Here is a 21,926-nt window from a genome sequence, read left to right as displayed (position 1 = left end):
TCCGGATCCGATTTGTGAACCGCGGCGGTATCTTCGCGCCCCGTCCCGTTGTTAGCGTGATCAACCGGTCCGCGGGAGGAGGAACACCGATGACGGCGCTCGTTTCCTGGTGCTTCCGCCGGGCCGGCGTCGTGCTCGTGCTGTGGCTGGTGGCGCTGGGCGGGCTCGGCGCCGCCGCGCTGCACGCCGGTGCGGCCTTCCGCGACACCGTGGACCTGCCCGCCGCGGACAGCACGGCGGTGGCGAACCTGCTGCGCACGAGCGGCGCCGCCGGTGCCGGGGAACGCGTCGTCGCCCGGTCGCCGGACGGCCCGGTCGACCGCGGCCCCGGCCGCGCCCGGCTCGACGCGCTCACCGCCCGGCTGGCGGCGCTGCCGCACGTCGTGGCCGTCGACCCACCGCCGGGCCGGGTGTCGGCGGACCGCGGTGCTCACCGTGCGGTTCGACGCCCCGGCCGCCGACCTCGGGCCGGGCACGGCCGACGCGCTCGCCGCCACCGTCCGCGACGCCGGCGGCCTGACCGCCGGGGCGTCCGGCGAGCTCGCCGCGATGACGGCCGCCGCGCCCGGCCTGGGCAACGCCGGCATCGGCCTGCTCGCCGCGGCCGTGGTGCTGCTGGTGACCTTCGGCTCGGTCAGCGGGGTCGTGCTCCCGGTCCTCACCGCGGCCGTCCCGGTCGGCTGCGCGCTGGCCGCGGTGACGCTGGTGTCGCACGTCATGACCGTGCCGGAGATCAGCACCGAGATCGCCGCGCTGCTCGGGCTCGGCGTCGGCGTCGACTACGCGCTGTTCGTGCTCACCCGCTACCGGCAGAGCCGCCGCGAAGGCGCGGAACCGGCGGCAGCGCTCGCCGTCGCAGCCGCGACTTCCGGCCGCAGCGTGGTCTTCGCCGGTGTCACCGTCTGCGTCTCGCTGGCCGGGATGGTCACCGTCGGCCTGCCGTTCCTGGACGGCATCGCGCTCTCCGCCGCGGTCGCAGTGCTGCTGACCGCGTTCGCCGCGCTGACCCTGCTGCCCGCGCTGCTGCGGCCGGTGGCCTATCGGACGAGCCTTGGCCGGGACGCTCGCGCCGGTCGGTGGGCTCGGCTCGGCGGGTCGGTGACCGCGCGCCCCGGGCTGTACACCTTCGCCGCGCTGCTGCGGCCGGTGGCTCATCGGGCGGGTCCGGGCCGTGATGCCCGTGCCGGTCGGTGGGCTCGGCTCGCCGGGTCGGTGACCGCGCGCCCCGGGTCGTACACCTTCGCCGCGCTGCTGCGGCCGGTGGCTCATCGGGCGGGCCCGGGTCGTGATGCCCGTGCCGGTCGGTGGGCTCGGCTCGCCGGGTCGGTGACCGCGCGCCCCGGGCCGTACACCCTCGCCGCGCTGCTGGTCGTCGCCGTGCTCGCGCTCCCGGTGGGTGGGCTGCGGCTCGGCGTGCCGGACGCCGCCTCCGACCCGCCCGGCAGCGTCACGCGGACCGCCGCCGAACTGCTGGCCGCGGGCTTCGGGCCAGGCGCCGACGCGCCTTTGCTGGTGGTCGGGACCGGCGGCCGCTCGGTGGGCGCGCTGCGGGAAGCGCTGCTCGCGAGCGCCGACGTCGGGCTGCCCGCCGTGCTGCCCGGCGGGGGGTGGCTGCTCACGGTCGTCCCGCGGACTGCGCCCGCCGACCCGGCCACCGGCGAACTGCTCGCGTCGACGCGGGTGCTGGCCACCGTCCTCGGCAGCCCGGACGCGCACGTCGGCGGGGTCGTCGCGGCGCGGGCGGACTTCTCCGCGGCGATCACCGCCCGGCTGCCGCTGTTCTTCGCCGCCGTCGTCGGGATTTCGGTCCTCCTGCTGGCCTGGGTGTTCCGCAGCGTGCTGATCCCGCTCACCGCGGCGGTGATGAACCTGCTGACCGCGGCGGCCACGACCGGCGCGGTGGTGTTCGCCTTCGGCGATCCGATCGAGCCGTACCTGCCGGTGTTCCTGTTCGCCGGGCTGTTCGGCCTGTCGATAGACTACGAGGTCTTCCTCATCGTCCGCATCCAGGAGGCGTGGCGCCGCCACGGCGACACGCGGGCGGCGATCGTCGACGGCGTCGCGGCGACCGGCCGGACCATCACCGCGGCCGCGCTGATCATGGCGCTGGTGTTCGTCTCGTTCGCCTTCGTCGACGCCCGGGTGGTGCGGGAGGCGGGCGTCGGGCTGACCGTCGCCGTGCTCCTGGACGCGGTCGTCGTGCGCTGCGTGCTCGTGCCCGCCGTGATGGCCCGGCTGGGCGCGGCGAACTGGTGGTTCCCGCGCCGGAAGGCCGGCACCCCCGGCGAGCTCGTGGGGAGCCCGTGATGACCCGGCGCACCCTGGCCCTGCTCGCCCTCGGCGCGTTCGTCACGACGCTGGACAACACGATCGTCGCCGCGGGTGCGCCGTCCATCGGCCGCGCCCTCGCCCTGGACGTCGGGGCGCTGTCGTGGCTCGCCCTCGGGTACATGCTGCCGTTCGCCGGGTTGCTGCCGGTGGCGGGCGCGCTGCTCGATCGCCGCGGCCGGCGCCCGGTCCTGACCGGTGCCCTCGTCGCGTTCGGCGCCGGGGCGGCGGCGGGCGGGCTGGCGGACGCGGCGTGGCTGCTGGTCGCCGCCCGCGTGCTGCAGGGGACGGCGGCCGCGTTCCTGGTGCCGGGCCTGCTGAGCCTGCTGCGGACCAACCTCGACGCGCGCGGCCGGACGCTCGGCGCGGCGGTGTGGACGGCCTGCCTGGCGGCCGCGCTGGCGCTGGGCCCCGCGCTCGGCGGGGTGCTGAGCGAATACTGGGGCTGGGCGTGGATCTTCTTCGTCAACCTGCCGTTCGTCGCGGCGATGCTCGTGCTGCTGCCGGGGACCGTGCTGCCCGGCCGCGACGCGGGCACTCGCGCGCCACCGGCGTCGGCCATGGTCCTGGTGACGGCGAGCCTGGTGCTGCTCACCACCGCCTTGGCCGAGCCGCGGCTCCGGCTGCCGCTGCTCGCCGCGGGGACCGTGGCGGGCGTGGCGTTCCTCGTCCGGGAGCGGCGGGCACCGGACCGGCTGATCCCGCCGGCCCTGACCGGGAACCGCGTGTTCGCCGGCTCGCTCGGCCTGCAACTGCTGTGGGGACTCGGGATTTCCGGGATCTTCTTCTTCACGCCGTTGCTGCACCAGCAGTTCCTGGGCCTCGGGCCGGCCGGTGCCGGGCTGCCGCTGGCCGGGGTCGCGGTGGCGGTCGCGGCCGCGACCCCGCTGGTGCCGCCGTCGGTCGCCCGGTATGGTCCACTTCGGACGGTCGCTGCGGGGCTGGTCGCGGTGGGCGTGGGGCTGCTGGCCCTCGCCGCGGTGAACCCCGTGCCGGCGCTGTGGCCGCGCGTGCCGGGCCTGGTCCTGATCGGCGCGGGCTCGGCGCTGACCGTTCCGATGACGTCGCACGCGCTGGACGTGGTGGCCCCGCGCTATTCCGGCACGGCGTCGGGATTGCTCACCGCGGCGCGGGAACTGTCGAGCGCCCTCGGCGTCGCCCTGATCGGTGCGGTGCTGACCGCGGTGCGCTCGGCGCGGCTCGAAGCCGGTGTTCCCGCCGGTCCGGCCCTGGCCGGCGGCTACACCGCGGGCCTGCTCGTCGCCGCCGGGCTGACGTTCGCCGGCGCCGGGCTGGCCGTGCGCGTGGCGGGACCCCGGCCCGCGCGAACCTCGTCGCCGCATGACAAACGTGCGGTGCCCTGACCCGCTTCCCCGTGAGTATCCGAGTCCGAATCGTTGACAACCGCATCGGCGCGGCTATTCACTGCGCCGGTAAACGCTCTCTGCGAGGATGCATGGAAACCATTTCTCAGCCGGTTCCCGTCACCGGTGCCACTGCTGCCGCCGGCGAGTCCTTCGCCACCCTGCTCGGGCACTGGGCGCGCCGGCTCGGCGACCGGACCGCCGTGACCCACCTCGACCACCGCGACGGTGGAGACGGCCGGGCCGTGACGCTGACCTGGCGCGAGCTCGACGAGCGGGTCGAGGCGGTGGCGGCGCGGCTGTCCGAAGTGGCCGGTCCGGGGGAGCGGGCGGCGGTGCTGGCCGCGCAGTCCACCGGGTACGTCGTCGCGTTCCTCGGTGCGCTGCGGGCCGGGCTGGTCGCCGTGCCGCTCTTCGCGCCCGGCCTGCCCGGGCACGCGGGCCGGCTGGCCGCGGCGCTCGCCGACTGCGGCCCGCGGGTCGTGCTGACCACGGCCGGGGAGCTCGACGCGGTCACCCGGTTCCTCGCCGGTTCCCCGGCCGAGCCGGTGGTGGTCGACGTCGACGCCGTGCCGACGGCCGGGGCGCGCGACTGGCCCGAACCCGATCCGGACGCCCCGGCTTACCTGCAGTACACGTCCGGGTCGACGCGCTCGCCGGCCGGGGTCGTGCTGACCCACCGCAACGTGCTCGCCAACGCCCGCCAGGCGTGTGCCGCCTACGGCGCCGAAAGCGGGACGACGTCGACGGTCAGCTGGCTGCCGCTCTTCCACGACATGGGGCTGATCCTCGGCATCGGCGCGCCCATGGCCGGCGGCTTGGAGTCGGTCCTGATGGACCCGCTGGCGTTCCTCGAACGGCCCGCGCGCTGGTTGCGCGCGCTCTCGGCCAGTCCCGGCGCGATCAGCGCGGCCCCCAACTTCGCCTACGGCTACTGCGCTTCCCGCGTCACCGAATCCGACAAGCTCTACCTCGAACTGAGCCGGGTCGTCTCGCTGATCAACGGCAGCGAACCGGTGCTGCCGGCCACCATCGCGAAGTTCCACGACGCCTTCGCCGGGTGCGGGCTGCGGCCGGAGGTGCACCGGTCCTCCTACGGCCTGGCCGAAGCCACCGTGCTCGTTTCCGTGACGGACGCGGGAAAGCCGCCGCGGCAGGTGGCGTTCGACCGCGACCGGCTCGCCGCCGGTGCGGCGAGCCCGGCCACGGACGCCGCGGCCACGACGCTGGTTTCGTGCGGCCGCCCGGTGGGCCAGCGGGTGCGGATCGCCGACCCGGTGACCGGAGCGCCCGCCGGGCCCGGCGAGGTCGGCGAAATCCGGGTCAGCGGCCCGAACGTCGGCCGCGGCTACTGGGGCCGGCCCGCGGCTTCGGCGGCCACCTTCGGCCTGCCCCCGCTCGACCCCGGCACCGGTGCGGGGTGGCTGGCGACCGGCGACCTCGGCGTCGTCTTCGACGGCGAGCTGTTCGTGACCGGCCGCCTGAAGGACCTGGTCGTCGTCGACGGCCGCAACCACTACCCGCAGGACATCGAGCAGACCGTCGAGGCGCACCCCGCCGTCCGGCCGCATTCGGCCGCGGCCTTCGCGATCGGCAGCGACGACGGCGAAGCCGCGGTCGTCGTCGTGGAACGCGCCAAGGACACCGAGGCCGACCTCGCCGCGGCGACGGCGGCGCTGCGGGCGGCGGTGTCGGCCGGGCACGGCCTGCGTCTGCACGACGTCGTCTTCCTGGCGCCGGGCGAGGTGCCCCGGACCTCCAGCGGCAAGATCAGCAGGGCCCGCTGCCGAGAGTCCTACCTGGACGGTGCCTTCGCCGGCCGGCGGCTCGCATGAGCGCGCCCGACGCGGCCGCGATCCGTGCCTGGCTGACCGCGCGGATCGGCGCCGTCGACCCCGACCGGCCGTTGCACGAAACCGGACTGTCCTCACGGGACGCGACGAGCCTGGCGGCCGACCTCGGCGCGTTCGTCGGCCGCCCGCTGGCGCCGACCCTGGTGTGGCAGTACCCGACGATCGCCGCGCTCGCCGACCACCTGTCCACAGTGGATGACGCTCCCGAGTACGTGCCGCTGCCGGAGGACGGCGAGCCGATCGCGGTCATCGGCCTCGGGTGCCGGGTGCCGGGCGGGATCGAGTCCCCGGAGGCGTTCTGGCGGTTCCTCGACTCCGGTGGCGACGCCATTGGTGACGTCCCCGAAGGCCGCTGGGAGACGTTCGCCCCGGCCGAGGACCTCGCCGGTGTGCCCTCGCGCGGCGGGTTCCTCGACGACGTCGCCGGGTTCGACGCGGAGTTCTTCGGCATCACCCCGCGCGAGGCCGCGGCGATGGACCCGCAGCAGCGGATCCTCCTGGAGGTCGCCTGGGCCGCGCTGGAGCACGCCGGGATCCCGCCGTCGTCGCTGCGCGGCAGCCGGACCGGGGTGTTCGTCGGGCTGTCGGCCACCGAGTACGGCTCGCTGACGATGACCGACGTCCCGGGCGTCGACGTCTGGGCCGGGACCGGCGCCGCGGCGAGCATCGCGGCGAACCGGCTGTCCTACCTGCTCGACCTGCGCGGGCCCAGCCTGACCCTCGACAGCGCGTGTTCGTCGTCGCTGGTCGCGGTGCACCAGGCGGTGCAGAGCCTGCGCCGGGGGGAGAGCGAGACCGCGCTCGCCGCCGGGGTCAACGTGCTGCTTTCGCCGGGCATCACCGCGGGGTTCCACCGGGCCGGGGTGCTGGCCGCGGACGGCCGCTGCAAGCCGTTCGACGCCGCTGCCGACGGCATCGCCCGCGGCGAGGGCTGCGGCGTGGTCGTGCTCAAGCCGCTGCGGGCGGCGCGGCGGGCGGGAGACCGGGTGCTGGCCGTGCTCCGCGGCAGCGCGGTGAACTCGGACGGCCGGTCGAACGGCCTGACGGCGCCGAACCCGGACGCGCAGGTGGCGTTGCTGCGGGACGCGTACGCCACGGCCGGGATCGAGGTGTCCACAGTGGACTACGTCGAGGCGCACGGGACCGGGACGCCGCTGGGCGACCCGATGGAGGCGGGCGCGCTGGCGGCGGTGCTCGGCGCGGGCCGGTCGCCGGAGCGGCCGCTGCTGCTGGGGTCGGTGAAGAGCAACCTGGGCCACCTCGAAGGCGCGGCCGGGATCACCGGGCTGCTGAAGGTGGTGCTGGCGATGACCCACCGGCGGCTGCCGCCGAGCCTGCACTTCCGCGAGCCGAACCCGCACATCGACTTCACGGGGTTGCGGGTGGTCGCGTCGCGAACGGACTGGCCGCGCTACTCGGGGACGGCCCGGGCCGGGGTGTCGGCGTTCGGTTTCGGCGGGACGAATGCGCACGTGGTGCTGGAGGAGTGGCCGGCGGCGTCGTTCCCGGTCCGGGTTCAGGAGGACGGTCCGCAGGTGTTCGCGGTGTCGGCCCGGTCGGCGGAGGGACTGCGGGCGCGGGCCGGTTCGCTGGCGGACTGGCTGGCGGAGAGCGAGCTGCCCCTGGCCGCGGTCGCGGCGACGCTGGCGCACCGGCGGGATCACCTGCCGGTGCGCGGTGCGGTGGTGGGGGAGAGCCGGGCCGAGGTGGTCGAGGCCCTGCGAGGTCTGGCTGCCGGTCTCGAGCGCCCCAATGTGGCCTTCGGTGCGTGTGACGCACCCAATGTGGCCTTCGGTGCGTCAGACGCACCCAAGGCGGCCTTCGGTGCGTCAGACGCAACCAAGGCCGCCTTGGGGCGCTCGGGTGAGCCTGGCGTGGTCTTCGTCTTCTCCGGCTACGGCTCGCAGTGGTCCGGCATGGGCCGCCTGCTCCTGCGCTCCGAGCCCGCCTTCCGCGCCGAAATCGAGGCGCTCGATCCCGTCTTCCGCGCCGAAGCCGGGTTTTCCCTGCGCGAGGCGCTCGAGCGCGACCTCCCCGACCTCGCCGCGACGCAGCTCGCCCTCTTCGGGATGCAGCTCGCCCTGGCCGCGCTGTGGCGGGCGCACGACGTCGTCCCGGCCGCCGTGCTGGGGCACTCGATGGGCGAGGTCGCCGCCGCGGTGGTGGCGGGGGCGCTCGACGTCGCCGGTGGCCTCAGGGTCATGGCCGCCCGGGCGCGGCTGCTCGACGCGCTCGACGCGCGGGGTGGCGGGGCGATGGCCGTCGTCGAACTCTCGCCGGCCGAGCTCGCCGCGTTCCCCGACGTCACCATCGCGGTCTACGCCTCGCCCACCCAGTGCACCGTCAGCGGGGCGGCCGACCGCGTCGAGGCCGTCGTCGCGCACGCCGAACACCTCGGCAGGCTCGCGCGGCGGCTGCCCGTCGCGGGTGCCGGGCACTCCGCCGCGGTCGAGCCGCTGCTCGATCCCTTCCGCGCCGCGGTGGCGGGGCTCACTCACGGGACGCCGGAAATCCGGTGCTACAGCAGCGTTCTCGACGATCCGCGCGCCCAGCCCGCGTTCGACGTCGAGTACTGGGCGGCCAACCTGCGGCGGTCGGTGCGGTTCGGCCAGGCGCTGGCCGCGGCGGTGGCCGACGGGCACACCGTCTTCGTCGAAGTCTCGCCGCACCCGGTGGCACTGGCCGCGATCGAGCAGGCGGGCGCGCTCGGGCTGCCCTCGGCGAGCCGCCGGATCGACGAACGGACGGCGTTCCTCACCAGCCTCGCCCGGCTGCACGTGCGCGGCCGGCCCGGCGTGCTGGCCGCCCGGCCGCAGACGCCGCCGGTCGAGCTGCCCGGCCCGGTCTGGCGGCACGAACGGTTCTGGCCGCGCCGGACGGTCCGCACCGGCGGGGCGCATCCCTTGCTCGGCGTGCACGTCGACGACCCCAACGGCGGCCGGCTGTGGCGCGGCGACGTCGGCACCGCCGCGGTGCCGTGGCTGGCCGGCCACACCGTCCGGGACGTCCCGGTGTTCCCGGCCACCGGTTTCCTCGAGCTCGCGCTCGCCGCGGCGGGCCCGGGCGGGCGCGTCCACGACCTCGAACTGCGGGAAGTCCTGCCGCTCGGCGAGCACACCGAAGTGACCACGACGCTGCGCGGGACCGAACTGAGCGTCCACACGCGGTCCGGGTCGTGGGTGCGGCACGCCACCGCGCGGATCGGCACGGGCGGCACGCCGTCGCCGCCGTTCGGGAAGACCGACGGGGAGCCGGTCGACGTCTACCGGGCGCTGGCCGAGCTGGGGCAGTCCTACGGCCCGGCCTTCCGCGGGTTGCGGCGGGTGGTCGCCGCACCCGGCCGCGCGTCGGCGTCGGTCGTGCAGCCGGACACCGACCACCCCGCGTACGTGCTGCACCCCGCGCTCGCCGACGCCTGCCTGCACGCGCTCGCCGCGGCCGTCGGCCGGGCCGATGCCCTCTACCTGCCGCTCAGCGTGGGCGAGGTCGTGGTCGACGGCGATCCGCGCCGCGGCGTGCGCGTGGACGCCGTTCTCCGGGAGTCCGGCGAGGGAGTGCTCGGCAGCATCCAGCTGGTCGACGCCGACGACGTCGTCCTGGTCGAGTTCCGCGACGTCTACTGCCGCCGCTACCGCGACGCGGCCCTGACGCGGTTGCTGTACGGGGCGGCCTGGCAGCCGGTTCCGCTGCCGTCCGCGCCGGCGCGGGCGCACCGCTGGATCGTGCTGTCCGACGACGACCGGGAGTTCGCGGGCGAGGACGTCCGGACCGCCCGGCTCGGCGACCGGGCCGAGCTGGCGAAGCTGCTGCGCGACGGCGAGCCGACCGCGGTCCTCGCGCTGCTCGGCGGGGCGGCCGCGCCCGACCCGGCACGCGGCGCGCGGCTGGTCGAGACGGTGGCCGGTGTGGTCGCCGAACTGGCCGAACTGCCGGTCGCGCCGAGGTTGTGGCTGGCCGGCGACGGCGATCCCGGCCTGGCTGCGCTGCGCGGGCTCGTGCGCGTGCTGGCCTTCGAGCACCCCGAACTGCGGGTGAGCCTGGTCGAGGGCGCTGCGGACCGGCTGCGGGCCGAGGTCCGCGCGGACGGCCCGGACGACGAGGTCGCCTGGCGCGACGGCGTGCGGTACGCGCGGCGCCTGGTCCGCCCGGACCTCGGCGACCCGGTGCGCGAGCCGGTCCGCGACGGCGCGTACATCGTCACCGGCGGCCTCGGCGGCCTCGGCTCGACGGCGGCGAAGTGGCTGGCCGGCCGGGGTGCGACGCGGCTGGTGCTGAACGGCAGGCACGCAGCGGATCCGGGGCTGACCGGCGTGGACGTGCGGGTGGTGCCGGGCGACATCGCCGCGCCGGGCACGGCGGAGGCGCTGGTCGCGGCGGCCGTCGAAGGGGGCGTGCCGCTGCGCGGGGTGCTGCACGCCGCCGGCGTCCTGGCCGACGGCGCCGCGATCGGCCTCGACGCCGAGGCACTGGACGCCGTCTGGCGGCCGAAGGCGCTGGGCGCGTGGCGGCTGCACGAGGCGACGGCGGGCCACGACCTCGACTGGTGGCTGGTGTACTCGTCGGCGGCGGCGCTGTTCGGCTCGCCGGGCCAGGCCGCGTATGCGACGGCGAACGCGTGGGCCGACGCCCTGGTGGCGTGGCGCCGCGACCGCGGCCTCCCGGCGGCGACGATCGCGTGGGGCGCGTGGGGCGAAGTGGGCGCGGCGGCCGGCTCGGCCAACCCGGTGCTCGACCCGCTGGGCACGGAGGAAGCGTTGTCGGCACTGGAGTTCGTGCTGGCGCGCGACAGTGCGGCGACCGGGGTGGCGCGCGTGGACGCGGGGACGGTGCTGGAGCTCTTCCCGCGACTCGGGGAGCGGCCGTTCTTCACGCTCTTCTCGCCTCGGGTCTCTTCGTCCACGTGGGACGGTTTGGCCGCGCTGCGCGAGGCCGCACCGGAAGCGGCCCGCGCGGCGATCGCCTCGCGGTTGGCGGAGACGGTCGGGGACTTGCTGGGGCTGGCGGAGATCGACCGGACGGTGCCGCTCACGCGGCTGGGGCTGGACTCGCTGGCGGCGATGCGGGCCCGGGGTGCGGTCGAGCGGGACTTCGGGGTGCCGCTGCCGATTCCGCTGCTGTTGCGGGGAGCCAGTCTGGCGGAGCTCGCCGAGCACCTTGCGGAGCAGGCGGGGTTCGCCGAGCCGCGGGAGGACGCGGGGCTCGCTTCGCCGGGCGAGGCCCGGGCGGCGGGTCTCGCCGAGGCTGTACCGCCCGCAGGCGGCCGACCGCGCGACTTCTCCGTCCAAGCCGCGCCCCCTGAACCGGTCGTCGCCGGGCCGCGGGACCCCGCCGAGCGGTGGGTGGCCCGGCACTGGCGGGCCGTCCTCGGCGGCCCGGAACCCGTTGTCTACGAGCACTTCCACGGAAGCGCCGCCCAAGCCCGTGAGCTCCACGCGCTGTTCGTCGAGCACCTCTCGGCCGTTCCCGGCGAACGGCGGCTCTTCGCGACCCCCACCGTCGCCGCGATGGCCGATCTGCTGCGGGCCGAACTCGAGGGACACGGCGGCGGTCCCGTGCGCCTGCTGCGGGACGGTGTCGGCGGGGCACCCGTCTTCCTCTTCCACCCGGCCGGCGGCACCGCGAGCGTCTACCGGGAACTCGCCCGCCTGCTCCCGGAAGGCCCGCCCCTCTACGGCTTCGAACGCCTCGACGACGAGGACACCGTCGAAGGCAAGGCCGCCCGCTACGCCGAGCTGGTCCGGGGCATCCAGCCCGACGGCCCCCACCGGCTCGGCGGCTGGTCGTTCGGCGGCTGCCTCGCCTACGAGACCGCCCAGCGCCTGGGCGGCGCCGAACTCGTCTTCCTCATCGACACCATCCTGCCGCTGGGCGCGCCGGGCGAAGACCACCTGCTGGACCGCTTCGACCGGTTCGCCGCCCACATCTCGCGGACCTACGGTGTGCCGTTCGAGGTACCGCGCGAGGAACTGGTGAGCCTCGACGAGGACGCGCAGATCCGCTGGGTGCTGGCCGAACTCGCCGAGCTCGTGCCGGACATGGGGGCGGGCGTCCTGCGGCACCAGTACGAGTCCTATGTGGACGCCCGCGTCGCCGAGCGGTACACGCCCCGGCCCTACGCCGGGCGCGTGCTCCTCCTGCGCGCCCAGGACCCGCACCCGCTCACCACCGCGCTGGACCCGCGGTACCTGCGCACCGACGACGCCCTCGGCTGGGACACCCACTGCGCCGCGCTGGAAGTCGTGCGCGTGCCCGGCGATCACGTCTCGATGATCGATCCGCCGCACGTCGCCGTGCTGGCCGACCGGCTCGGGGCGGTGGTGCGGTGATGGACGAGCTGGCCCCGACCACCGCGTTCCGGATCGCCGACCTCGCCGCCCGGCAGGACGAAGCCGTGCGGATCGCCGAAAAGCGGGCCGTCGACCGGCAGCACGCCAAGGGCAAGCTGACCGCGCGGGAGCGGATCGGGCTGCTGCTGGACGCCGGGTCCTTCGTGGAGCTCGACCAGTTCGCCCGGCACCGGTGCGCCGAGTTCGGGATGGACGCGAACCGGCCGTGGGGCGACGGCGTCGTCACCGGGCACGGCACCGTCGACGGACGGCAGGTCTGCGTCTTCTCCCAGGACTTCAGCGTCTTCGGCGGCAGCCTCGGGGAAGTGTCCGGCGAGAAGGTCCTCAAGCTGATGGACCTGGCCATGACCATCGGCTGCCCGGTCGTCGGCATCAACGACTCCGGCGGCGCCCGGATCCAGGAAGGCGTCGTCTCGCTGGCCTACTACGCCGAACTCGGCCGCCGCAACGCCCACGCCTCCGGCGTCATCCCGCAGATCTCGATGATCATGGGCCCGTGCGCGGGCGGCGCGGTCTACGCGCCCGCGATCACCGACTTCACCGTGATGGTCGAGGACACCTCGCACATGTTCGTCACCGGGCCGGACGTCGTGCACGCCGTCACCGGCGAGCGCGTCACCGCGCAGGAACTCGGCGGCGCGGTCGTGCAGAGCGAGGTCGCCGGCAACGCCCACCACCGCGCGGCCGACGAGCGGGACGCCGTCGACTGGGTGCAGACCTTGCTCGGCTACCTGCCCGCGAACAACCTCGACCCCGGCCCGTCGTACGCCGACGAGACCAGTCCCGGGCTGACCGCCGCCGACCGCGAACTCGACCGGCTGGTGCCCGATTCGCCGCACGAGACCTACGACATGGCCGAGCTGATCGCCCGGCTGGTCGACGACGGCGAGTTCACCGAGGTGCACAGCGCGTTCGCCCCGAACGTGCTCTGCGCCTTCGGCCGGGTGCAGGGGCACACCGTCGGCGTCGTCGCCAACCAGCCGCGGCACCAGGCCGGCGTGCTCGACATCGACGCGTCGGAGAAGGCCGCGCGGTTCGTGCGCTTCTGCGACGCGTTCTCGATCCCGCTGCTCACCCTGGCCGACGTCCCCGGCTACCTGCCGGGCACCGGCCAGGAACGCGGCGGGATCATCCGTCGCGGCGCCAAGCTGATCTACGCCTATTCCGAAGCGACCGTGCCGAAGGTGACCGTGGTCGTCCGCAAGGCCTACGGCGGCGGCTACGCGGTGATGGGGTCCAAGCACCTCGGCGCGGACGTCGTGCTGGCCTGGCCGACGGCGGAGATCGCGGTGATGGGCGCCGAAGGCGCGGTGCGGGTGCTGCACCGGCGGGAGCTGGCCGCGCTGCCGCCCGAGGAGCGGGAGGCGACCCGCCGCCGGCTCACCGAGGAGTACCGCGAGCGCCACGGCGGCCCGTACCTCGCGGCCGAACGCGGGTACGTCGACCAGGTCGTCACGCCGTCGCAGACCCGCCTCCAGGTGGCGCGGGCGCTGCGGGTGCTGCGCACCAAACGCCAGAGCCTGCCGGCCCGCAAACACGGAAACATCCCCCTCTGAGGAGCCCCCATGAAGCGGATCGCCTTGCTGGCGCTGTCCGTCGTGCTGCTGAGCGCCGTCACCGGCGTGGCGCCCGCCCAGGCGAGCCCGGCGGTGGCCGACGACGGCGCGAAGGTCGTCGCGGAAACCTGGCTGGACGCGCGGACGGCCGACCTGCAGATCAGCTCGCCCGCACTGGGCACCACGGGGATGGTGCGGGTGATCGTGCCGTCCGGCTGGGCGGCCCAGCCGACCCGGACCTGGCCGGTGCTGTACCTGCTGCACGGCTGCTGCGAGCCGGTCGACTACCGGTCGTGGGACCAGTTCACCGACGTCAAGGCGTTCACCGCGGCCAAGGACGCGCTCGTCGTGATGCCGACGGACGGGCCGGCCGGGATGTACACGAAGTGGTGGAACTTCGGCCTGAAGAACACGCCCGACTGGGACACCTTCCACACCGCCGAAGTGCGCCAGATCGTCGAACGCGGGTACCGCGGCGGGACGCGCCGGGCGATCGCCGGGCTGTCGATCGGCGGGTACGGCGCCATGGCGTACGCGTTCAAGCACCCCGGGATGTTCGGCGCGGCCGCGTCCTACAGCGGTGTGCCCAACACGCTCTACCCGGGCATTCCGGTGTGGATCATCGGCATCCTGGCCCGTGCGGGCATCTTCAACTACCTGAACCTCTGGGGCGATTCGTTCGGGATGCAGCCGATCTGGTCGGCGAGCAACCCCTACGACCACGTCGAGCAGCTGCGCGGCACCGCGCTCTACGTCTCCTGCGGTGACGGGCGGACCGGTCCGCTCGACCCGCCGGGGCAGTCCGACGTCCTGGAGCCCTCGGCGCTGCTGTCCTCGCGCAGCTTCACCGACCGCCTGCAGGCGGCCGGCATCCCGGCGACCGTCGACTACTACGGGCCCGGCACACACAGCTGGCCGTACTGGCAGCGGGCCCTGCACCAGTCCTGGCCGGTCCTGGCCGGCGCGCTCGGCCTGCCGGCCTGAGCGCAATCCGTTCCCCCGTTGGAGGTTGTGGTGAGCCATGCCCGTTTCCGCGCCGTGCTTTCGGCGCTGCTGACCTGCTGCCTGGTGGCGCTGGGCGTCGCCGCCGCGAGCCCGCCCGCCGGGGCCGCGCCGCTGCTGCCCGGCCCGTTCGACGACTCCTTCTACACCCCGCCGTCGCCGCTGCCGTCCGGGAATCCGGGTGACGTCATCCGCTGGCGGCCGACGGTGCCGCTGCTGAACGCGCTCAACGCCGACGCCTGGCAGGTCATGTACCTCTCGACCAACGCGCTGGGCAACCGGAACGCGGTGACCGGGACGATCCTGGTACCCAAGGGGGTGGACCCGGCCCAGGCGCCGATCGTCGGCTACGCGGTCGGCACGCAGGGCCCGGCGTTCAAGTGCACCGCGTCGAAGGCGATGGAACGCGGCACGCCGTACGACCAGCCCGCCATCAACGACTCGCTCTCCAGCGGCTACGCGGTCGCGGTGACCGACTACGAGGGCTATTCGCCCGCGACCGTGCCGACCTACATCACCGGGCAGTCCATGGGCCCCGCCGTGATCGACTCGGTGCGGGCGGCGCAGGACTTGCCGTCCGCGAAGCTTTCGAAGAGCGCCAAGGTGATCTTCCAGGGCTACTCCCAAGGCGGCGGCGGTTCGATGTGGGCCGGGGAGAAGCAGCCCGCGTACGCGCCGGAGCTGAACGTCGTCGGCGTCGTCGCGGGTGGCGTGCCGGCGGACCTGACCGAGGTCGCCAAGGGCCTCGACGGCTACGTCGGGTTCGGGTTCCTGGCGTTCGCCGCGGTCGGCCTCGACGCCGCTTACCCGGACCTGAAGCTCGATTCGTTCCTCAACGACACCGGCCGCCGGCAGCTGGCGGATGCGAAGAAGAACGCGTGCACTGCGGAACTGCTGCTGAACTATTCGTTCAAGAAGATCAGCGACTACACGACGTCGAACCCGCTGGCGACGCCGCAGTGGCAGGCGCGGCTGGCGCAGAACGAGCTGGGCGCGCACCCGCCGCGGGTACCGGTGTTCCAGTACCACGCGAGCACCGACGAGATCGTCAACACCCCGCAGGCGGAGGCGCTGCACCGGACCTACTGCGCGGCCGGCGTGCGCGAGCAGTGGACCACCTACGCCGGCGAACACGCCAGCGGGATCCTGACCGGCAGCGCCGACGCGCACCGGTGGATCGTGCAGCGGTTCACCGGCGAACCGGCGCCCTCGAACTGCTGAGCCGGACGGCGTGAAGGCCACCTCGATCCCCTCGAGGTGGCCTTCACGGGCGTCAGACCCGGCCGGCGACGAAGGTCGCGGCGTCGCCGGCGTCACTGCCGTAGCTCAAGTGGGCCAGGATGTTCAGGCCGCCCGGCTGGCAGATCGGGTCGCCGAGCGCGCAGTAGTCCTTGGTGCGGCCGGCGTAGGTGCCGGTGACCGACCGGCCGATCGCCCGGATCGGGTTGCCGAACAACAGGATCGCCGCGATCCGGGGAGCCAGGTCGGCGGGGATCGTCGCGACGATCGGGCCGCCGACGACCGCGCCTTCGCTGCTGATGCCGATCGAGTTGTCCACGACGTTGGCGCCCTGGGAGTAGCCGACCAGGACGAACCGCTGGCCCGGGCAGGCCGCGGCCTGCGTCCGCACGTGGTTCACCAGATCGGTGTTGCCCCGCTGGACCGACGCGGGCTCGCCGAGGTCGGCGGGGTAGTCGACGCGGTAGCCGCTCACCGAGCGCGGGCGCAGCCGGTTCTGCACGGCCTGGAAGACCGGGTCGCCGACGATGAGCCCCAGCGTGCCGGGTTCGCCGGTGCCGCGGGCCACCGGGACGTCGATGTCGGTGCACGGCGCGGCCGAAGCCGACGGCGCCGCGGCCACGGTGAGCCCGGCGGTGGCGAAGCCGACGGCGGCCGCGGCGGAAAGCAGTTTCCGGGGAAAGCGAATCATGGCTGATCACACCTCGTTGTGGGAAAAGGGGTCGGCAAGCGCTTTTTCCGTGGGGGCGGAAATGCGTGCTCCGCTTGCGGTGATCGCAGCGTCGCAGTGCTCGCCGAACCCGGCAAGAGGCGGTTTCCCGGCGCGCCGGGAATTGTTCAGCCGGTGACAAACGGTCCGGTGTGGACGCTCAGGTGGCGCACTGCCCGGCGGGGCGCGGGGTGTCGAGGCGCTCCAGGAGCGCGGGGTCCAGCCCGCGCAGCGCGGCCATGACGAACCCGGTCGCCAGCTCGCCGGCGGCGATCGGGTCGACGCCGGGGGAGTGGGAGACGTGCATCGCGGCCCGCCCGACCAGGCCGACCATCATCGCCCCGAGCAGGTCCGCGCCGGCACCGGCCGGGCGGCCGTGCGCGAGCAGGTGCTCGCGCACCCGCCCGATCACGTGGGTGGCGATGGAATCGGCCAGCGCCCGGCGTTCGTTCGACATCTCGTCGACGGCCGAATCGAACAGCAGCCGGAAACTTTCGGGGTGGGCACCGGCGTAGCCGAACATGGCCATCACCGACAACCGGACCCGCTCCTCCAGCGGCCGTCCGTTCGCCGTTTCGTACGCGCTGATCACCCACGCCCGCAACGCGGCGACCTCGCGCCGGACGGTGGTGCGGAAAAGCGCCGCTTTGTCCCCGAAATGCGCGTACAGCGTCGGTTTGGTGGAATCGGCGCGGTCGGCGATCAGGCCCATGGTCGCCTGGGCGTACCCCCGCTCGGCGAACACGGCACGGGCGGCGTCGAGCAGCTCGTCGTCGGTGGGCCGGGCGGCCGGGCTGCGGCGGCCGCTGGATCGATCAGGGGGACTCTGCCGGCTCATGGAGGTGTACTGTACGGACTCCTTGCTTTACTGTCCGGTAAAGCACGCTCCGTCGCCGTCCCCGGTGGAGGAACCCTGGTGTCCCGCGACAGCGCTCGGCAACCCGGCCCGGCTCCGCGGGACGCCGGTGACGAAGTCGTCCGGCGGCGGGAACTGGCCGCGCTCATGCGTCCGGCCCTGCCCGCGCTGGCCGACTGGATCGTCCGGGAGGTCCTGCGGGCGGTGCCGGTCTACGCCCGGCCCGGCGACGCTTCCTACGGCCGGGTGACCCGGCACGGCGTCCAGTGCGCCGTCGAGCTCTTCGTCGACCTCGTCGAAGATCCGCTGGCTTCGCGCGAACGGCTGTACGAGACGTGCCGTCGGCTCGGCGTCGGCGAGGCCCGCGAAGGCCGGACGCTCGACGACCTGCAGGCGGCCTACCGCGTCGGCACCCGCGTCGGCTGGCGCTGGATCATGCGGCTGGGCCGGCGCCACCGGCTCTCCTCCGCCGTGATGGCGCAGCTGGCCGAGATGCTCTTCGGCTACGCGGACGAGCTCGCCCGGATGTCGAGCCGGGGGCACCGCGAAGCGTCGGCGGAGCTCGAAGGCACCCGGGCCGGCCTGCGGCGGCGGCTGCTGCGGCTGCTCACCGGCCCGGGCGCCGTCCCGGCCGCGGTCCTCGCCGAACTCGCGGCGGCGGCGGGCTGGCCGGTGCCCCGCGAGGTCGCCGCGGTCGCCGCCGAAACGGCCGTGAGCACCGCGTGGGGCTCCGACGTCCTCGCCGACCTCGACCCGCCGCAGCCCCACCTGCTGCTGCCCGCTCCGGTGGACGCGCGGACCCTGACCCGGCTCGGCACGCGCGTCGCGGTCGGGCCGGCGACGGACCTCGCCGCGGCGGCGCATTCGCTGCGCTGGGCGCGCGCCGCGCTGCGGCTGGTGGCCGACGGCGCGCTCCCGGACGTGCCCGTGACGTGGTGCACCGACCACCTGACCGAGCTGTGGCTGCTGTCGGACTCGCCGCTGGCCGAGCAGGTCGCCCGGCGGGAGCTGGCCGCGCTGGCGCAGTTCCCGGACCGGACGCGCCGCCGGCTGGGCGAGACCCTGCTGTCCTGGCTGCAGAACGGCGGCAACTCCGAGAAGATCGCGGTCGACCTCTCGGTGCACCCGCAGACGGTCCGCTACCGGGTGCGCCAGCTCAAACAGGCCTTCGGGGCCCGTCTCGACGATCCCGACGCGCGGTTCGCCATGCAGGCCGCGCTCCGGGCATCCGGGTTCCGCTCGCCCGGCGCCTGAACCCGGCTCGGCCCATCTGCTTGTCCCCAGCAAGAACATGTTCTAGTTTTGGGGCGGAAGGTGGTGTGCCGGTGAAGACCGATCTCGGGTTGACCGGCGCCGTGGTGCTGGTCACCGGCGGCGTCCGGGGGGTGGGCAAGGGGATAACCGCGGTGTTCCTGGCCCAGGGTGCCCACGTCGTGGTGTGCGCGCGGCGGGAGGCGGCGACCGAGGCGGAGTTCGTGCCGTGTGACGTGCGCGAGGAAGAACAGGTTTCCGCTCTGGTCGACGGGATCGTGGCTCGGCACGGGCGGCTCGACGTGGTGGTGAACAACGCCGGCGGGACGCCGTACGCGCCGGCGGCCCAGGCGTCGCCGCGGCTGCACGAAAAAGTCGTCCGGCTGAACCTGCTGGCCCCGCTGCTGGTGGCCCAGCACGCCAACGCGGTGATGCAGCGCCAGGGTGCCGGCGGCTCGATCGTGATGGTCTCCAGCGTGAGCGGGACCCGGCCCTCACCGGGGACCGCGGCTTACGGGGCGGCGAAGGCGGGGCTGGACAACCTCACCGCCAGCCTCGCGGTCGAGTGGGCGCCGAAGGTGCGGGTGAACGCCCTGGACGTCGGGATGGTGCGGACCGAGCGGGCGCACCTGCACTACGGCAGTGACGCGGCGGTCGAAGCGGTCGGCAAGACCGTGCCGCTGGGGCGGCTCGCCGAACCCGAAGAGGTGGGGGCGTGTGCGGCGTTCCTGGCCTCACCGCTGGCTTCCTACGTGTCCGGCGCGACCCTGCGCGTGCACGGCGGAGGTGAGGTCCCGGCGTTCCTCGCCGCGGCCGACGTCGATCATCGGGAGGATTCGTGAGCGGGTTGTGCCGGGACCGCGTGGTCGTGGTGACGGGCGCGGGCCGGGGGATCGGCCGCGCGCACGCGCTGGCGTTCGCCGCCGAAGGCGCGTCGGTGGTGGTGAACGACGTGGACGCCGAGGCGGCCGCGGAGGTCGTCGAGGCGGTCGAGGCGGTCGGTGGCCAGGCGGTGGCGAACAGCTCGGACGTGGCCGACTGGACCGGGGCGAAAGAACTCGTCGACGCGGCCCTGGACACCTTCGGACGGCTGGACGTGCTGGTCAACAACGCCGGGTTCCTCCGCGACCGGATGCTGGTCAACCTGGGCGAAGACGAGTGGGACGCGGTCGTGCGCGTCCACTTGAAGGGCCATTTCGCGCCGTTGCGGCACGCTGCGCAACATTGGCGGGCGCAGGCGAAGGCCGGGCGGCCGCCGCGGGCACGGGTGATCAACACCAGCTCGGGCGCGGGCCTGCTGGGCAGCGTGGGCCAGGGCAACTACTCGGCGGCGAAGGCCGGGATCGCCGGGCTGACCGTGGTGGCCGCGGCCGAACTCGCGCGCTACGGCGTGACGGTGAACGCGATCGCGCCGGCCGCGCGGACCCGGATGACCGAGGGGGTGTTCGCGTCGATGGCGCGGCCGGACACCGGCTTCGACGCGATGGCCCCGGAGAACGTCTCGCCGTTGGTGGTGTGGCTGGGCAGCGAGGAGTCCGCGCACGTCACCGGCCGGGTCTTCGAGGTCGAGGGCGGCAAGGTGGCGCTGGCGCAGGGCTGGCGGCACGGCCCGGCCGTCGACAAGGGCGAGCGCTGGGACCCGGCCGAGCTCGGTCCGGTGGTCAAGGAGCTGCTCGAGCGCGCGCCCGAGCCCGAACCCGTCTACGGGGCGAGCTGATGGGGATCCGGACCGAGCGCGACGGGCACGTCGAGGTCGTGACCGTCGACTTCCCGCCGGTCAACGCGCTGCCCGTAAAGGGCTGGTTCGATCTGGCCGACGCGCTCACGCAGGCGGGCCGGGACCCGGACGTGCACGTGGTGATCCTGCGTGCCGAAGGCCGGGGGTTCAACGCGGGCGTGGACATCAAGGAGATCCAGCGCAGCGCCGGTTACGACGCCCTGGTCGGCGCGAACCGGGGCTGTCACGCGGCTTTCGGCGCGGTCTACGACTGCGCGGTGCCGGTGGTGGCCGCCGTGCACGGGTTCTGCCTCGGCGGCGGCATCGGCCTGGTCGGCAACGCCGACGTGGTCGTGGCGTCCGAAGACGCGACCTTCGGGGTGCCGGAGGTCGAGCGGGGTGCGCTCGGCGCGGCGACCCACCTGGCCCGGCTGGTCCCGCAGCACCTCATGCGCACCTTGTACTTCACCGCGCGCACGATCACCGCGGCGGAGTTGCACGCGCACGGCTCGGTCTACCGGGTCGTGCCCCGCGCCGAGCTCGACGAGGCGGCCTGGGCGGTGGCGCGGGACATCGCGAAGAAGGACCCGCGGGTGATCCGTGCGGCGAAGGAAGCGCTGAACGGCATCGACACCCAGCAGGTGCACCGCAGCTACCGCTTCGAGCAGGGGTTCACCTTCGAGCTGAACCTGCTCGGCGCGTCCGACGAAGCCCGCGAGGAGTTCTTGAATGGCCGATAAGCGCACGACCGCCGACGAGGTGGCGGCCGAGCTGAAGGACGGCATGACGGTCGGCATCGGCGGCTGGGGTTCCCGGCGCAAGCCGATGGCACTGGTCCGGGCGATCCTGCGCACCCCGGTCAAGGACCTGACGGTCGTCTCCTACGGCGGCCCGGACGTGGGCTTGCTGTGCGCGGCGGGCAAGGTCAAGCGGGTCGTGTTCGGGTTCGTCACCCTGGATTCGGTGCCGTACGACCCGTGGTTCGGCCGGGCCCGCGAGACCGGCGCGATCGAGGTGACCGAGTACGACGAGGGCATGTTCGGCACGGCGTTGTCGGCGGCGGCGCAGCGGCTGCCGTTCCTGCCGACGCGGGCGGGCCTGGGCTCGGAGGTGATGCGCGCCAACCCGGACCTGAAGACCGTCCGGTCGCCGTACGACGACGGCGAGGAGCTGGTCGCGGTCCCCGCGCGGCACCTGGACGTGGCGCTGGTGCACCTCAACCGCGCGGACGCCCGCGGCAACGCCCAGTACCTGGGCCCGGACCCGTACTTCGACGAGCTGTTCGCCCTGGCGGCCGACCGGTGCTTCGTGTCGGCGGAGAAGGTCGTCGAGACGGCGGAACTGACGGCGGGCGGGCCGGTGCAGTCGCTGCTGCTGACCCGCGGTGCCGTCGACGGGGTCGTCGAGGCCCCGCGCGGGGCGCACTTCACCACGGCGGTCCCGGACTACGGCCGGGACGAACGCTTCCAGCGGTACTACGCCGCTTGCGCGAAGGACCTCGAGTCGTGGCCGGGTTTCGTGGACCGGTTCCTCTCGGGGGACGAGTGCGGATATCTGTCCGAAGTGGACAAGTTCGGGGCGGAGGCTGCCTAATGTTTTTGTCAAGCGGCCGTGGCGGAGGTGCGGTGGTCGGCTCGGTAGGGCTGGCGGGTGCGCAGCAGTGCGTGCAGGACGTTGATGCGGCGTCGGGCCAGTGCGATGAGG

Annotated in this window: 14 protein-coding genes; 12 read left to right on the top strand and 2 right to left on the bottom strand. The window is 74.5% G+C overall.

What is annotated here, in order from left to right:
* The first annotated feature begins 435 nt into the window (after positions 1-435).
* The 7 genes from ACLJPY_RS44000 (at position 436) to ACLJPY_RS43970 (ending at position 15,671) form a co-directional block, all read left to right on the top strand.
* A complete protein-coding gene (locus ACLJPY_RS44000) occupies positions 436-2,307 on the top strand; it encodes an MMPL family transporter (RefSeq protein ID WP_410596935.1) in 1,872 nt (623 codons plus the stop codon).
* Positions 2,307-3,692 (top strand): MFS transporter, encoded by a 1,386-nt coding sequence (locus ACLJPY_RS43995; protein ID WP_410596934.1) that lies wholly within the window; start codon positions 2,307-2,309, stop codon positions 3,690-3,692. Before ACLJPY_RS44000 ends, ACLJPY_RS43995 begins: the two co-directional genes overlap by 1 nt.
* A gap of 92 nt (positions 3,693-3,784) precedes the next feature.
* Positions 3,785-5,527 carry a fatty acyl-AMP ligase gene (locus ACLJPY_RS43990; RefSeq protein ID WP_410596933.1) on the top strand — a complete coding sequence of 581 codons (1,743 nt, stop codon included), beginning with the start codon at positions 3,785-3,787 and terminating at the stop codon, positions 5,525-5,527.
* Positions 5,524-11,871 (top strand): beta-ketoacyl synthase N-terminal-like domain-containing protein, encoded by a 6,348-nt coding sequence (locus ACLJPY_RS43985; protein WP_410596932.1) that lies wholly within the window; start codon positions 5,524-5,526, stop codon positions 11,869-11,871. The genes ACLJPY_RS43990 and ACLJPY_RS43985 overlap by 4 nt, the downstream gene beginning before the upstream one ends.
* Entirely contained in the window at positions 11,871-13,448 is a 1,578-nt protein-coding gene (locus tag ACLJPY_RS43980) for an acyl-CoA carboxylase subunit beta (protein WP_410596931.1), read from the top strand. Before ACLJPY_RS43985 ends, ACLJPY_RS43980 begins: the two co-directional genes overlap by 1 nt.
* A 9-nt stretch (positions 13,449-13,457) precedes the next feature.
* Positions 13,458-14,432 carry an alpha/beta hydrolase gene (locus tag ACLJPY_RS43975; RefSeq protein ID WP_410596930.1) on the top strand — a complete coding sequence of 325 codons (975 nt, stop codon included), beginning with the start codon at positions 13,458-13,460 and terminating at the stop codon, positions 14,430-14,432.
* A 30-nt stretch (positions 14,433-14,462) separates the two neighbouring features.
* Positions 14,463-15,671 (top strand): lipase family protein, encoded by a 1,209-nt coding sequence (locus ACLJPY_RS43970; protein ID WP_410596929.1) that lies wholly within the window; start codon positions 14,463-14,465, stop codon positions 15,669-15,671.
* A 52-nt stretch (positions 15,672-15,723) separates the two neighbouring features.
* Here the strand turns inward: ACLJPY_RS43970 and ACLJPY_RS43965 are convergent, their stop codons facing one another.
* Together ACLJPY_RS43965 and ACLJPY_RS43960 are read right to left on the bottom strand one after the other, a co-directional pair.
* Positions 15,724-16,380 (bottom strand): cutinase family protein, encoded by a 657-nt coding sequence (locus ACLJPY_RS43965; protein WP_410596928.1) that lies wholly within the window; start codon positions 16,378-16,380, stop codon positions 15,724-15,726.
* A gap of 178 nt (positions 16,381-16,558) precedes the next feature.
* On the bottom strand, positions 16,559-17,236 hold the full coding sequence (locus tag ACLJPY_RS43960) for a TetR/AcrR family transcriptional regulator (RefSeq protein WP_410596927.1): 678 nt from the start codon (positions 17,234-17,236) through the stop codon (positions 16,559-16,561).
* A 78-nt stretch (positions 17,237-17,314) separates the two neighbouring features.
* On the opposite strand from ACLJPY_RS43960, the gene ACLJPY_RS43955 reads away from it, so the two are divergent.
* The 5 genes from ACLJPY_RS43955 to ACLJPY_RS43935 all read left to right on the top strand — a co-directional run bounded on the left by ACLJPY_RS43955 (position 17,315) and on the right by ACLJPY_RS43935 (position 21,815).
* Positions 17,315-18,508, top strand: a complete 1,194-nt coding sequence (locus ACLJPY_RS43955; protein ID WP_410596926.1) for a PucR family transcriptional regulator — start codon at positions 17,315-17,317, stop codon at positions 18,506-18,508.
* A 71-nt stretch (positions 18,509-18,579) separates the two neighbouring features.
* Positions 18,580-19,347, top strand: coding sequence for an SDR family oxidoreductase (locus ACLJPY_RS43950; RefSeq protein ID WP_410596925.1), 768 nt, complete (start codon positions 18,580-18,582; stop codon positions 19,345-19,347).
* The gene (locus tag ACLJPY_RS43945; RefSeq protein WP_410596924.1) at positions 19,344-20,222 is read left to right on the top strand and encodes an SDR family oxidoreductase; all 879 of its coding nucleotides are present in this window, start codon (positions 19,344-19,346) and stop codon (positions 20,220-20,222) included. The genes ACLJPY_RS43950 and ACLJPY_RS43945 overlap by 4 nt, the downstream gene beginning before the upstream one ends.
* Positions 20,222-20,962: an enoyl-CoA hydratase family protein gene (locus ACLJPY_RS43940; protein ID WP_410596923.1), complete on the top strand. Its 741-nt coding sequence runs from the start codon at positions 20,222-20,224 to the stop codon at positions 20,960-20,962. Before ACLJPY_RS43945 ends, ACLJPY_RS43940 begins: the two co-directional genes overlap by 1 nt.
* Positions 20,952-21,815: a CoA transferase subunit A gene (locus tag ACLJPY_RS43935; RefSeq protein ID WP_410596922.1), complete on the top strand. Its 864-nt coding sequence runs from the start codon at positions 20,952-20,954 to the stop codon at positions 21,813-21,815. Before ACLJPY_RS43940 ends, ACLJPY_RS43935 begins: the two co-directional genes overlap by 11 nt.
* Positions 21,816-21,926: the final 111 nt, after the last annotated feature.

The sequence above is a fragment of the Amycolatopsis sp. lyj-23 genome, assembly GCF_046549135.1.
In the GTDB taxonomy this organism is placed as follows: Bacteria; Actinomycetota; Actinomycetes; order Mycobacteriales; family Pseudonocardiaceae; genus Amycolatopsis.
This window is presented reverse-complemented; position numbering and strand designations above follow the sequence as displayed.